We start from the raw sequence: 13,444 nt of genomic DNA, 5'->3' as shown, positions 1-13,444 counted from the left end.
TACCCAAGTTCTCTCTGTGGTGAAACGAAAAAGATATTTCCTTTATATTGTTATTATGGTTGTGATGTTGCTCACAGCTTGTGATGAACAACATGAACATACCGCCCCAGCAATCCGAGAGCGCGACTCCGTTGCCGTCATGACAAGTTATGGAGTAAACACGCTGATTTCCGATTCGGGGATTGCCAAGTATCGTATTGTGACCGAGGAATGGGAAGTCAATGCTAACGTGAAGCCATCAAGGTGGCTGTTCAAGAAAGGAATATTCTTAGAGCAATTTGATGAGCGGTTTCATGTTCAAGCATATATAGAATGTGACACGGCTTATTATTATGACCAAACACGAATTTGGGAACTGCGCTCTCGCGTTCGTATATTGACAAAAGACGGTCTGCGCTTTTCCAGCGAACAATTGTTTTGGGATGAAGACAGACATGAACTTTATTCAAATGTCTTTTCTAAGTTAGTGACTCCTGAGCGTACGCTTCAAGGAAGCTACTTTCGAAGTGACGAGAAGATGACAAAGTATTATGTATCCAACACGAAAGGTTCTTTTGTCAAGGGTGACTTTGATAATGAAAGCACGGAAAATACGAATACGACGGATTCTGCACGCCGTGCACAAGACTCAATAGCGAAGTCTCTGCACCCGATTGCCACACCGCAACGTAAGATTACGTCAATACCCTTGATGCATTGAGATTTTTATTAAAGTAGATGAGCGAGAACATAGATATATCTTTAGTAATTGGTATCTTGATAACGATGGCCTTTTCTGCATTCTTCTCCGGAATGGAGATTGCTTTCGTTTCCAGTAACCGAATGCTCTTTGAGATGGATAAAGAGAAGAATGGCTTAGCCACCCGTCTTATCAATTTCTTCTATCGCCATCCCTATGATTTCGTGAGCACGATGTTGGTTGGTAACAACATTGTGCTTGTCATCTATGGCATCTTGATAGCCCGTTTCTTCGATCATTCGATTTTTTGGGGATTGGATCCTGCCTTCACTGTCCCTGCCGACACGATACTTTCGACGCTTATAGTTCTGTTCACGGGAGAATTTCTGCCCAAAACGCTTTTCAAAAGCAATCCAAACGGACTGATAACCATATTTTCTCCGTTGGCATATCTCTTCTATATTGTTCTTTGGCCTATCAGTCGGTTTGCCACATTCATGTCAAAAGTGTTGTTGAAAGTAGTGGGAGTCAAAATCGTCAAGGAAGATAACGACGAAGAGTTCTCCAAGATTGACCTTGATTATCTTGTGCAATCGAGCATTGACAACGCGAGATCGGCCGAAGAAATCGGCGATGAAGTCAAGATTTTTCAAAATGCTTTGGAATTCTCAGACACTAAGGTACGCGACTGTATGATCCCACGTACGGAAATCAATGCCGTAGAATATAACAGCACCGTTTCCGAACTGATGCAGAAATTTGTTGAAAGCGGTAACAGTAAAATCATAGTTTACCACGGAGACATAGACCATATCAAAGGTTATATCCACTCTTCGGAGATGTTCAGAATATCAGGAAACGATTGGCATGACTCCATTCGCACGATGCCTTTTATCCCGGAGACCATGGCCGCTCAAAAGTTGATGAGGACTTTCTTGCAAAGCAAAAAGAGTTTAGGCGTGGTTGTGGACGAATTCGGGGGAACGAGCGGCATCGTTTCATTGGAAGATATCGTGGAAGAGATTTTCGGGGATATCGAAGACGAGCACGATAGCAATAAATATGTTGCAAAAAAGACCGGTGATAACGAATATCTGCTGTCGGCACGCTTGGAGATAGACAAGGTGAACGATATGTTTGGGCTGAATTTACCTGAGGATGACGATTACAAGACTGTCGGCGGTTTTATCTTGAATAGCTATCAGAGTCTTCCGAAACTGAATGAGGTTATCAATATCGATCATTACAGCTTTAAGATTATCAAAAGTACAATGACAAAGATTGAGTTGGTCAAGTTGACCGTCCTGCAATAAAATGGTGTGTCACACCATTGTGTTTTCTTATATTTCCTTTCTGCATTTGTTATTTCAGCCATTTTGCCCTGCAATATCAGCCATTTCGCCGCCTAATATGGCTGAGATTACACGACGAAATGGCTGAGATTGAGGCAAATGAAAAAGGCAATGGGTGTCTTGTTCCTGCACGATGAGCAAAACATATTGATTTTTTGACCGTTTGGGAAAATCAATTTTCCTTTCCTATCCAGACGTAACTTCCCTCCATGCATATAATCTCCTCGTTGAGAAGATACTCAAGTGCCTCGTCCAACTGCCGTTCGGGCAGATTGAATGCATTGAGTTCGGTGATGAGATGCCGTTTGCCATCATTAAGAAGCTTGAGAATGACGGCCCGACAGGACTCACCAAGGGGCTTTTCGGCCAGCTTTGTGTTTTTTTCAAGGCAAACATCGCAATGTAGACAATCCTCAGTTTTCTTTTCTCCAAAGTAATAGAGAAGTTGTCTGCTGCGGCATATCTTATCATTCTCTGCATAAGTAATGACCGTCTGGATACGTTTTTCAAATTCCTTTTTTCTATCTTCATAAACTTCATGTGTGATATCAAGCTTATCACCATCAATTCGGTCACGTAGAAAACTCACATAAGGCATTTTGCGCTGTGGAATGAAATGCAGAATATGGCGGGCACTGAGGTTCTTTAATATCATGTAAACCTGCTGATGAGTCAGTCCTGCTTTATGAGCAATAAGTTGTTCGTCGATATAAGTGTAGTCGTTGAACAGTCCGCCATAGAGACGAAGCAACGCATCGATTGCAGCTTCTTCCCTGGGACTTAGGTTATCAAGAAGATAGAGCTGACTGCGCGAAAGCAGAAACATCAGGCGTGCACTATTGTTTGGCTCATTTTCATAGACGATGTATCCCAGTCGTTCGATGATGTGCAATGAAGCATCGGCCCATGTCATGGAGAGATGATAGGCACGACAGAATTTAATGATATCAAAAGTAAATGTATGTCCAGTCCCACTGCCTACACCTATCTGATAATAATAGGCCAAGGAATCATACACTTTCCTCACATAGTCTTTCTCGGGAAAGTTATCTGCAATGCGTTTGTTGAGTTTTCGTGCATCTGACGGATTATAAAGCAGAACCGCATAAGCCTTCTGCCCGTCTCTTCCACCTCGCCCGGCCTCTTGAAAGTAAGCTTCAAGAGAATCGGGACAGTCCATATGGATCACGATACGCACGTCAGACTTGTCTATTCCCATGCCGAACGCATTCGTTGCCACCATGACGCGCGTGTCACCGGCTTGCCATTCCTTTTGACGGATATCTTTCGTGAAGTGTTCAAGCCCTGCATGATAAAATGTAGCCTTGATGTGGTTATGGTTAAGTAATTGAGTTATCTCTTTGGTTCGCTTGCGACTTCGGGTATAGACAATGGCACTTCCTTTCACGACATTGAGGATATGCAGCAATTCCCCATCTTTATCCGAAGCCTGCCTAACGACATAGCAGAGGTTCTTCCGCTCGAAACTCATGCGAAAGACATTCTTCTCCTTGAAATTTAAACGTTCTTGAATATCATCTACCACGGGTAATGTAGCCGTGGCTGTCAGGGCAAGCACCGGCACCGTAGGCTTAAGACGTCTGAGTTCAGAAATATGCAAATAGGATGGCCGGAAATCATATCCCCACTGACTGATACAGTGCGCCTCGTCAACAGTAATGAAACTCACCGTCATGTGACGCAGCTTGGCAAGAAACAGTTCGGAAGAAAGTCGTTCAGGCGATATATACAATAGTTTCAAACCGCCAAACACCGCATTTTCAAGCGTTTTGATGATTTCCTGACGTGTCATGCCCGAATAAATGGCCCCCGCTCTTATGCCACGTTCGGCCAAATGGTCCACTTGGTCTTTCATTAGGGCGATAAGCGGCGTGACAACAATACAGATTCCAGTCATGGTCAGGGCCGGAACCTGAAAGGTAATCGATTTACCTCCACCAGTGGGCATCAAACCAAGTGTATCCCGTCCATCGATGATACTTCGGATAATATCTTCCTGAATACCTCGAAAGTCGGGATACCCCCAATATTGCCGTAATATCTGACGATATTCCATGCCTTACTTCATTCTTTGGTCATCGGAAGGTCCTTGTCATGTCGGTTTTCTTCCGGTCTGATATCTTCTATCTGCAATTGAAGTCGGTGATGTTTGAACACATTGGCTTCGATGGTATAGGCTATATCGAATGCACGTTTGCTCTTAATATAGCGTGCAGAAGCACTCTGACCAAAAGCAATTCCATTGACGACATCATTGGATTTAGAGTCGACCAATTCAAGTTTGATGTGTTCTTGCTCGCGCCCCACAACTTTACTCGTGCCATAGTCATAAACAGCCTGCGTGAAAAAAAGCGGTTTACTGCACCCCGGCCCGAAGGGAGCGAAGCGTTTCAAGTCGTTATAAAGCTTCTTGGTGATATCCTTAAAATCGAGTTGTGCGTCAAGATGCAGCGTAGCCTCGGTCTGTTCTGGTGCAATATGGTCTTCGACATACTGTTGGAACCTTTTAATGAACAAAGGAATATCAGCCCAACGAAGTGTTAAACCGGCTGCATAAGTGTGACCTCCGAAGTTCATTAGCAGGTCACGACAACTCTTAATGGCTGCATAGACATCAAAACCAGTGACACTGCGAGCCGAACCTGTTCCAAATTCGCCATCACGTGTCAGCACAACCGTTGGACGAAAGTAAAGTTCTGTAAGACGTGAGGCCACAATACCAATGACACCTTTCTTCCAGTTCTCGTCATAAAGAACAATACTGGAATAATGCTTCTGGCTTTCTATCTTAGCAACGATTTGATTTGCCTCTTCTGTCATTTGCTTATCGATGTCCTTGCGTTGTTCGTTATACTCATCTATATGCTTGGCCTTTTGAAGTGCGCAGTTATAATCCTTCTCTATTAACAGGTCTACACTTTCCTTGCCACTCTCCATACGGCCGGAAGCATTGATACGTGGCCCAATCTTGAAGACAATATCGCTCATCGACAGTTCACGTCCGTTCAAACCACAGATATCAATAATTGCTTTCAACCCGATATTGGGGTTCTGATTAAGTTGTTTAAGCCCATGAAAAGCAAGAATCCTATTTTCTTCGGTCACAGGAACAATATCGGCAGCTATGGCAACCGCACAGAAATCAAGCAACGGTATCAGACGTGAAAAAGGTATCCCATTGTTTTTGGCCCAACCTTGCATAAATTTAAACCCCACACCACAACCACAAAGATGTTTAAAAGGAAAATGATCATCTGGCTGTTTCGGGTTCAGTATGGCCACAGCCGGCGGTATTTCTTCATCAGGGACATGATGGTCACAAATTATAAAATCTATACCAAGTGTCTTGGCATATTCTATTTCCCTGATTGCCTTAATGCCACAATCAAGGATAATAATGAGTTTCACCCCCGTTCGCTTCGCATATTCGATTCCTTTATCGCTCACTCCGTATCCCTCATCATAGCGATCAGGGATATAATAATCGATGTTTGAATAGAATTGTTGAAGGAACTTATACACCAAGGCAACAGCCGTACAACCGTCTACATCATAGTCTCCATAAACCAATATCCGCTCCTTACGCCCCATGGCATCATTCAATCGGTCCACAGCAACGTCCATATCTTTCATCAGAAACGGATTGATGAGATCGGCTAATTGCGGACGAAAGAAACGTTTGGCAGCCGATTCTGTCGTAATTCCTCTTCGAATAAGAAGTTGTGCAAGTATGGGACTCATTGCCAACTTGTCGCCAAGTTCATTGGCTGCTTGCTTTTCTTCTGGTGTAGGTGGTTCGTAATTCCATTTAAAATGCATTTATGTCTTTTTTATTTTATTCTATGTTCATGCATACGAAGATGTGTATGCCTGCGGATTTTCCATGTATGACAACGACAATCCGTGTCCAAAGATACAAAATAAAAACAAGAACAAGGGCACAATCAGAATGTTTTTTCTCATTGTGCCCACATTTTAAGAGAATTAAAACTTAGATACCCAGCTTCTTGCGAATGTCTTTTGGAACGGCATTTTTGTTGACAATGAAGTCCATTGTATTATTGGCAATGAAGTTCTTGGTCATATACCAAATGCCTTTATAGTCGCCGGTCTCTCCCCAAGAGTTCTTGACCATATAATACTCCTTACCATATTGGTCTTTTGCAATACCATAAATCAGCATTCCATGGTCATCGGTGAGTTCCCAATTGTCAAAACGCTCCTGACGAAGCTTTTGTGTAGCCGTAATCTCAGGTACCTTGCACCCCAAAGAGTCAAGAACATTCTTCTTCTCGGCTTTGGTGAGTTTCAGCCAACGTGCCATATCACTTCCGCTAAGGCTCTGTGTTTTCTTTGAATCAATGGAATAGGCCAAGCCCATGCGCGTGAATCCGTCTTCAGAAACATCGCCGCCCCATGCAATCGTATAACCATTCATGACGGCATTATCGATAATGCGCATCATATCGTCAAGCGGAACGTTCCAAGAGTGCGGATTACGCCAGTTATCTTGCACTTCAACGGCAAAAGAAGTCCAAAACGGATGATGTGTATAACTTGTGAAACTGACATAATCATCAGCATCGATACCAAGGCTTTGTGCAAAGGTTTGCGGCGTATAGCTCTTTCCTTGATAGTTGAATTTCTCAGGACACGTTCCAAGATAAGCATCAAGTATGCCTTGCAGGGCAACTTTCCATTGTGTGGATAGCTTATCGGTTTTCGATTTGGCTATAGCTTGCACATAAGGTGTCATTACATCAAAGAACTCATTGAAGTTATTGAGCGAGTCACCATAGAGTGTTCCCGGTAACGGCATCGCATCTTCAGGGCAGATACCATAGTGCTTGAGGCAGTAAATCGGGTCGTATGCACTACCACCTTGCGCAAACTGGCAATCACCATGCAGGCGAACCACCTGAATTGCGCGGTCGAGATAGGTCTTGTTTGCGACAAAAGCCTCACATAAGTCATAGGTCTTACCTGTCTTTTTCAGTATCTCAGACTCTAAGAAACTTAGTGTCGAGTAATCCCAGCAAGTGCCACTGCGATTTTGATTCTTTATACTTGTGATCTTATTTTCCTTGATAGTCGTGAACACCGGTTTGTTCACGTTGCTTTTGTTCTCTTTCTTCTCTTCTGCATTTACACCCAATGCTACCAAAGCAAGGAGTGTCATCATTAAAAATTTTCTCATTTACGTTGATTATATTATTCATTACTGTTTTTACATTTATCGCATTCCAGTCTCATTCTTACTGATTGGCGGCCATGAATGCCTCGATGTCCTTAGGATGATAAGGGATTCTGTCTTTTCCGATGAAGCGACAACCATCTTTTGTTATCAAAAGATCGTCTTCAATACGAATGCCTCCAAAGTCCTTATAGGCTTCAAGCTTATCGAAATTCAGGAAATTCTTACAATGCCCCTTAGCTTTCCAAGCATCAATCAGAGCCGGAATAAAATAGATACCCGGTTCATCTGTCACGACAAAACCAGCTTCCAAACGGCGTCCCATGCGCAAACAATTTGTTCCAAACTGCTCCAGATTAGGTCTTATTTCTTCATCAAAGCCTACATTTATCTGGTCAAGATTTTCCATATCATGCACATCCATACCCATCATATGCCCCAATCCGTGAGGCAGAAAAATAGCATGAGCACCGGCCTTGACAGCTTCTTCCGTATCACCTTTAGCCAAACCCAATTCTTTCAGACGGTCAAACATCAGGCGACAAACGGCAAAATGCACGTCAGCATACTTCATTCCGGGCTTTGCAATCTTCAATGCGTGGTCATGGCAAGCCTCAACAATACTGTAAATCTCCAGTTGTTGCTGCGTGAACTTGCCATTTACTGGCATTGTACGCGTGTTATCACTACAATAGTTGTTGATGGTTTCCGCACCGGCATCACAAAGAACCAAACGCCCCTCTTCCAATATATTCATGGAAGGTGCACCATGAAGTATCTCACCATGCTGCGTATAGATGGTTGGGAAACTGACCATTGAACCGTAAGAATGGGCAATGCCGTCGACTTGCCCGCTGACGAACTTCTCCGTTACGCCCGGTTTTGTCAGTCGCATGGCAGTAGTGTGCATCTTATAACCTATGACTGCCGCACGCTCCAACTCATCGATTTCCTGCTCTTCCTTTGTCGAACGCATCTTAACGACAGCCTTAATGAGGTCCATTCCAGCTGCATCTTTCTGCTGACCGGGGTGAATACCCAGCAAATCAAATATCAGGATCTTGATATCATGCCGATAAGGAGGCAGAAAATGGATTTTGCGATGCTTTCCCAAAGCCTCGTTGCAAATCGTCTTTAAGGCTTTCATGGGCATTGTTTCATGGGCACCGCAACGCTGCCTCATCTCATCCATGCTTTCCACCGAGCCATACCAAACGATATCTTCAATGTCGATATCATTGCCAATCAGTATATCTCTGTCATTATCAATGTCGATTACGCCCACAAGACCGTCGCGTTGAAGTCCGAAGTAATAAAGAAAGGACGAATCTTGGCGGAAAGGATAGTACCCGTTATTTGGAAAATTAGCCGGAGACTCATTATTTCCGAAAAGAAGTATAATGCCTTCTTTAACAAGTTTCTTGAGTTCGTTGCGTCGTCTGATGTAAGTTGCTGTATCAAACATAGCTGTTCATTATTTTATGATTTGTCTACAAAGTTACATACTTTTGACAAATAAACGGTAGCTTTGCAAGATAAATAAGCAAATTGATGAAAATTTATCAGTAAAACATAAAATTTAACAGCAAAATGAGACTTATGTTTGCGGGCAGGGAAGTGTCATATGGCCTATTGAGTAAGCCATCTCTCAATCGTAAATCATAAGTTTATCGATCGTAAACCATAAGTTTACGACCCAAAAGTGATAAGGTTTTGAAAGGCATGTCAGCAGGTGCTGATTATCAACGTTTTGCAATCAACTCACAATATGGGTCATATTGACGCGTAATATCAGCCATTTCGTGCGGTAATATCAGCCATTTCGCACGGTGAAATGAGCCATATTGCAAGGCGACATAAGTAAGGTTCACATTGAAGAAACCGGCACATGGTAATTTAACTTAGGAAAGAACCAAATCAAAAACATTCACACATCACCAAATAACTCAAGTGATTGGTCGGTGACTACCTTGGCAGTAGGCTCTGTCTCATCGTTTTCCTGAAACTGTAACATCAACTGCTGTGAGTCTTTACTGTCAAGATTGATACGATAGACCCCACGTGTTCCGGCTCTTTCTATGATAGACCCTCGACTCTTTGAATTACTTTTCAAATAAAACGATACATAATTATAGACATCTTCAAAGCTGACTGTCGCAAAGAACGTGTTACACGCATTGTGTACATGGCGTGCAACTTTCTTGACAGACAATCCCTCGTTGCCTGCCTCTATCAATATCCTCAGTATTTCTTTATTATAAGTCAACATTGCCAATGATAAAAGAAGGGAACTGAACGTGTTGTCAGCTCCCCTCTCTTTAGCAAATATTCTTCAATCCGAATATTATGCCAGTGCAATCAATTTGTTCTCACCTTTAACTTTGCCCTCTTTGAAGAGCCAGCCAATGCCAAGATAAACTTCTTCTGCGCTGATTTTTGCAGCCTTTGCAATCTCTGCGACAGACAGTGCTTTCTCTGCTGCTGCCAATGCCTGATAAACATCGCCGGCACGGAAGCCCACACTCTCTGCATTGATAAACAACCCAGCATCTTTCGTTGCAGCCTTCTTGGGTGCAGTGGCTTTCTTCGTCACAGCTTTCTTTGCTGTTGCAGCCGTTGTTACTTTCTTTTCTGCCATAAACTAACAAACTAAATTAATTTTATCAAGGTTATGGTCAACGTGTTTGACCCTTAATTTGACGATACAAAATTACTTATATTTTTTTAATTCGTGCAGAATGGCAGAAGAAAAGTTACAAATTAGCACATTGTTGTATTATTTTCTTGATTTACATCAATTGTTTCAAGCCTTGAGGTCGAGCTTTATCTGAAGTTCTTCGAGCTGCTTTACGTCCAATTCTCCGGGGGCATCGAGCATGACATCGCGCCCACTGTTGTTCTTGGGGAACGCAATGCAGTCGCGGATAGAGTCCAATCCGGCCAAAATGCTCACAAAGCGGTCAAGCCCGAACGCAAGACCTGCATGGGGCGGTGCACCATATTTAAACGCATTCATCAGGAAGCCGAACTGGGCCTCGGCACGCTCTTTCGTAAAGCCAAGTACTTCGAACATGCGCTCTTGCAACTGCGTGTCGTGAATACGCAACGAGCCTCCGCCTACCTCGATGCCGTTACAAACAAAGTCGTAGGCCTTGGCACGCACCTGCTCGGGATGCGCATCGAGCAGCGGTACATCGTCGGGATTAGGCATCGTAAATGGATGGTGAGTAGCCATGAGTCGCTGTTCCTCTTCGCTCCATTCGAACAATGGGAAATCGACAATCCAAAGGCATTTGAAGACATTCTTATCGCGCAGACCAAGACGGTCGCCCATCTCCAAGCGAAGCGAACAAAGTTGAATGCGGGTCTTATTGGCATTATCTCCGCTAAGAATCAGCACCAAATCGCCGTCATTCGCACCCATGACCGCCTTGATTTCCTTCAGTTCGGCCTCGCTATAGAACTTGTCGATGGAACTTTTAACTGTTCCGTCAGCATTATACTTGATATAAACCAACCCTTTGGCCCCTACCTGCGGCCGCTTAACGAAGTCGGTCAGCTCGTCGAGTTGTTTACGGCTGTAGCCAGCACAGCCCGGCACGCAGATACCGCCGATATAGGCTGCATCGTCGAACACAGAGAAGCTTCCCTTGCCCGCGAAAGCAGCCTTCAATTCCACGAACTCCATGCCAAAACGCAAGTCGGGCTTGTCACTTCCGAAACGTTTCATGGCCTCGTGCCAAGTCATTTGCTCTAACTTTGGAAGTTCAACCCCTCGGATTTCTTTGAACAACCGGCGACATAGTTCCTCAAACAGATTGATGACATCGTCTTGATCGACAAAACTCATCTCGCAGTCAATCTGCGTGAACTCTGGTTGTCTGTCAGCACGCAGGTCTTCGTCGCGGAAACACTTCGCAATCTGGAAGTAACGGTCGAAGCCTGCCACCATCAGCAACTGCTTTAAGGTCTGTGGACTCTGCGGCAAAGCGTAGAACTGTCCGGGATTCATGCGACTCGGCACAACGAAGTCGCGTGCTCCTTCGGGCGTACTGCCAATCAGAAGCGGCGTTTCCACCTCTATAAAGTTCTGACTGTCGAGAAAGTTGCGGATAATAATGGTCATGCGGTGACGCAATTCCATATTCTTGCGGACGGCGGTGCGGCGCAAATCAAGATAGCGATACTTCATTCGAATGTCATCGCCGCCGTCGGTATTGTCTTCGATGGTGAAAGGAGGCGTCAAAGCGGGCGACAGCACGTTTAATTCCTTAGCAAGAAGTTCGATGTCGCCCGTTGCTATCTTCGGGTTCTTGCTCTCACGCTCGCTCACCATGCCCTTGACCTGAATGCAATATTCGCGCCCGAGCCTGTTAGCCTCGTCGCAGAGCGTTTTGTCGTCGGCTTCGTTGAAGACAAGCTGCGTGATGCCGTAGCGGTCGCGCAGGTCGACAAACGTCATGCCTCCCATCTTTCGCGTTCGCTGCACCCAACCAGCCAAGATAACCTCCTTGCCGGTATCTGAGAGACGAAGCTCCCCACATGTGTTCGTTCTATACATCGTATGTATGTGTTAAATGTTCTGTTTTCTGACGTGCAAAGTTACAAAATAATATTGAATATGCAAACAAAATCAAAGGGCACGCTTCACCAGCTGCATGAAATAAGAATGCACCGTCGCATCGCTCGTCAATTCGGGGTGGAAAGCCGTTACAAGCTGCGAACCTTCACGTGCGGCGACAATCTTTCCGCCGACTTCGGCCAGCACCTCTACCCCATCGCCCACTTTATATATATAAGGTGCGCGGATAAAAGTCATCGGGATAGGCTTCCCGGCAAAGCGGTCCTTGACAAAAAAGCTGCCCGACTGCCTGCCATAGGCGTTACGCCTGACCACGATGTCCATCGTAGAAATGCGCATATGCGCCTCGCCCTCTACCTGCTTGGCCAACAAAATCAAACCGGCGCAGGTGCCGAAGACGGGCAGCCCGCCCGCAATGGCTTCTCGCACAGGCTCAAGCAAGTCCAAATCGCAGAGCAGTTTCAACTGCACCGTACTCTCTCCGCCGGGAATAATCAGCCCGTCCTTGGGTCGACACCAATCCGATGCTTGGCGCACTTCAAAGCTGTCTACACCCATGCGCTGGAGCATCTGCCGATGTTCGGCAAACGCTCCCTGCAAAGCCAATACCGCTATGTTCATTTTCCCCTTTCGGCCATGAGGAGTTGTATCTCACTCTCGTTGATACCCACCATCGCTTCGCCAAGATCTTCGCTAAGTTCGGCAAGTCGCTTGGCATCTTGATAGTTCGTCACGGCCTGCACGATGGCCGCAGCCCGCTTAGCCGGATTTCCACTCTTGAAGATGCCGCTGCCTACGAAGACGCCCTCAGCGCCCAACTGCATCATCAGTGCAGCATCGGCTGGCGTGGCCACACCGCCCGCAGCAAAGTTCACTACCGGAAGCCGGCCGTTATCGTGGACATATTTTACCAAGTCATAAGGCGCTTGCAGTTGCTTGGCAGCCTCGAAGAGTTCATCTTCACTCATACCGACCAAGCGACGGATTTCGCTCTGCATCATGCGCATGTGGGTGACGGCCTGTACTACATCGCCCGTCCCCGGCTCACCTTTCGTGCGGATCATCGTCGCACCCTCGGCAATCCTGCGCAGCGCCTCGCCCAAATTCTTGGCCCCGCAGACAAAAGGCACGCTGAACTGGGTCTTGTCGATGTGGTAAACGTCGTCGGCCGGCGAAAGCACCTCACTCTCGTCGATGTAATCGATGTCGATGGCCTGCAGTATCTGTGCCTCGGCAAAGTGCCCGATACGGCATTTGGCCATGACGGGAATGGTCACGGCCTCCTGTATGCCCTTGATCATTCGCGGGTCGCTCATTCTTGACACACCACCTGCCGCGCGAATGTCGGCAGGGATTCTCTCCAAAGCCATCACGGCGCAAGCACCGGCCGCCTCGGCAATCTTTGCCTGTTCGGGCGTTGTCACGTCCATGATGACACCGCCCTTCAGCATCTGTGCAAGGTTACGGTTCAACTCTTGTCGATTCTCTGTTTTTTTCATAATTCCTCTTTTTATTTTTGATTTTTATTTCAACGCCCTTTTCCCGCTTCCGGAATTAGCCCTCGGTGCTCCACGTTCAAAAAGCATTATGATTAATTTTTTACAATATAGAAGCAA

The 13,444-nt window shown here is 45.4% G+C and carries 11 protein-coding genes; 2 read left to right on the top strand and 9 right to left on the bottom strand.

Features of this window, described 5'->3' with window-relative positions; genetic code table 11:
• The first annotated feature begins 55 nt into the window (after window positions 1–55).
• A complete protein-coding gene (locus H164_RS0102365) occupies window positions 56–700 on the top strand; it encodes a hypothetical protein (protein ID WP_019967133.1) in 645 nt (214 codons plus the stop codon).
• 17 nt (window positions 701–717) lie between these two features.
• Window positions 718–1,992 carry a hemolysin family protein gene (locus H164_RS0102360; RefSeq protein ID WP_019967132.1) on the top strand — a complete coding sequence of 425 codons (1,275 nt, stop codon included), beginning with the start codon at window positions 718–720 and terminating at the stop codon, window positions 1,990–1,992.
• 211 nt (window positions 1,993–2,203) lie between these two features.
• Here the strand turns inward: H164_RS0102360 and H164_RS0102355 are convergent, their stop codons facing one another.
• From H164_RS0102355 to pdxS, 9 genes are all read right to left on the bottom strand, one after another.
• Complete coding sequence (locus H164_RS0102355; protein ID WP_019967131.1) at window positions 2,204–4,108, bottom strand: RecQ family ATP-dependent DNA helicase; 1,905 nt, start codon at window positions 4,106–4,108, stop codon at window positions 2,204–2,206.
• Window positions 4,109–4,116: 8 nt separating this feature from the next.
• Window positions 4,117–5,871 (bottom strand): single-stranded-DNA-specific exonuclease RecJ, encoded by a 1,755-nt coding sequence (gene recJ, locus H164_RS0102350; protein WP_019967130.1) that lies wholly within the window; start codon window positions 5,869–5,871, stop codon window positions 4,117–4,119.
• Between the two features lie 172 nt (window positions 5,872–6,043).
• Window positions 6,044–7,249, bottom strand: coding sequence for a C1 family peptidase (locus tag H164_RS0102340; RefSeq protein ID WP_008563810.1), 1,206 nt, complete (start codon window positions 7,247–7,249; stop codon window positions 6,044–6,046).
• 58 nt (window positions 7,250–7,307) lie between these two features.
• A complete protein-coding gene (locus tag H164_RS0102335) occupies window positions 7,308–8,711 on the bottom strand; it encodes an aminopeptidase P family protein (protein WP_019967127.1) in 1,404 nt (467 codons plus the stop codon).
• Window positions 8,712–9,173: 462 nt separating this feature from the next.
• A complete protein-coding gene (locus tag H164_RS0102330) occupies window positions 9,174–9,515 on the bottom strand; it encodes a hypothetical protein (protein WP_019967126.1) in 342 nt (113 codons plus the stop codon).
• A 75-nt stretch (window positions 9,516–9,590) separates the two neighbouring features.
• On the bottom strand, window positions 9,591–9,884 hold the full coding sequence (locus H164_RS0102325) for a winged helix-turn-helix domain-containing protein (protein ID WP_019967125.1): 294 nt from the start codon (window positions 9,882–9,884) through the stop codon (window positions 9,591–9,593).
• Between the two features lie 165 nt (window positions 9,885–10,049).
• A complete protein-coding gene (aspS, locus tag H164_RS0102320) occupies window positions 10,050–11,807 on the bottom strand; it encodes an aspartate--tRNA ligase (protein WP_019967124.1) in 1,758 nt (585 codons plus the stop codon).
• A gap of 72 nt (window positions 11,808–11,879) precedes the next feature.
• Window positions 11,880–12,449 (bottom strand): pyridoxal 5'-phosphate synthase glutaminase subunit PdxT, encoded by a 570-nt coding sequence (gene pdxT / locus H164_RS0102315; protein ID WP_025829966.1) that lies wholly within the window; start codon window positions 12,447–12,449, stop codon window positions 11,880–11,882.
• A complete protein-coding gene (pdxS, locus tag H164_RS0102310; protein ID WP_019967122.1) occupies window positions 12,446–13,327 on the bottom strand; it encodes a pyridoxal 5'-phosphate synthase lyase subunit PdxS in 882 nt (293 codons plus the stop codon). The genes pdxT and pdxS overlap by 4 nt, the downstream gene beginning before the upstream one ends.
• Window positions 13,328–13,444 lie beyond the last annotated feature (117 nt).

This window comes from Segatella maculosa DSM 19339 = JCM 15638 (genome assembly GCF_000382385.1).
In the GTDB taxonomy this organism is placed as follows: Bacteria; Bacteroidota; Bacteroidia; order Bacteroidales; family Bacteroidaceae; genus Prevotella; species Prevotella maculosa.
Note: the sequence above shows the minus strand (reverse complement) of the source record. Positions and strands in the feature narration are given on the sequence as shown.

Bases quoted from the DNA above. Each gene is read 5' to 3' on its own strand.
- H164_RS0102360 (WP_019967132.1), top strand. From the start codon at position 718: ATGAGCGAGAACATAGATATATCTTTAGTAATTGGTATCTTGATAACG.
- H164_RS0102335 (WP_019967127.1), bottom strand. From the start codon at position 8,711: ATGTTTGATACAGCAACTTACATCAGACGACGCAACGAACTCAAGAAA.
- H164_RS0102340 (WP_008563810.1), bottom strand. From the start codon at position 7,249: ATGAGAAAATTTTTAATGATGACACTCCTTGCTTTGGTAGCATTGGGT.
- H164_RS0102355 (WP_019967131.1), bottom strand. From the start codon at position 4,108: ATGGAATATCGTCAGATATTACGGCAATATTGGGGGTATCCCGACTTT.
- recJ (WP_019967130.1), bottom strand. From the start codon at position 5,871: ATGCATTTTAAATGGAATTACGAACCACCTACACCAGAAGAAAAGCAA.
- H164_RS0102325 (WP_019967125.1), bottom strand. From the start codon at position 9,884: ATGGCAGAAAAGAAAGTAACAACGGCTGCAACAGCAAAGAAAGCTGTG.
- H164_RS0102365 (WP_019967133.1), top strand. From the start codon at position 56: ATGGTTGTGATGTTGCTCACAGCTTGTGATGAACAACATGAACATACC.
- H164_RS0102330 (WP_019967126.1), bottom strand. From the start codon at position 9,515: ATGTTGACTTATAATAAAGAAATACTGAGGATATTGATAGAGGCAGGC.
- pdxS (WP_019967122.1), bottom strand. From the start codon at position 13,327: ATGAAAAAAACAGAGAATCGACAAGAGTTGAACCGTAACCTTGCACAG.
- pdxT (WP_025829966.1), bottom strand. From the start codon at position 12,449: ATGAACATAGCGGTATTGGCTTTGCAGGGAGCGTTTGCCGAACATCGG.
- aspS (WP_019967124.1), bottom strand. From the start codon at position 11,807: ATGTATAGAACGAACACATGTGGGGAGCTTCGTCTCTCAGATACCGGC.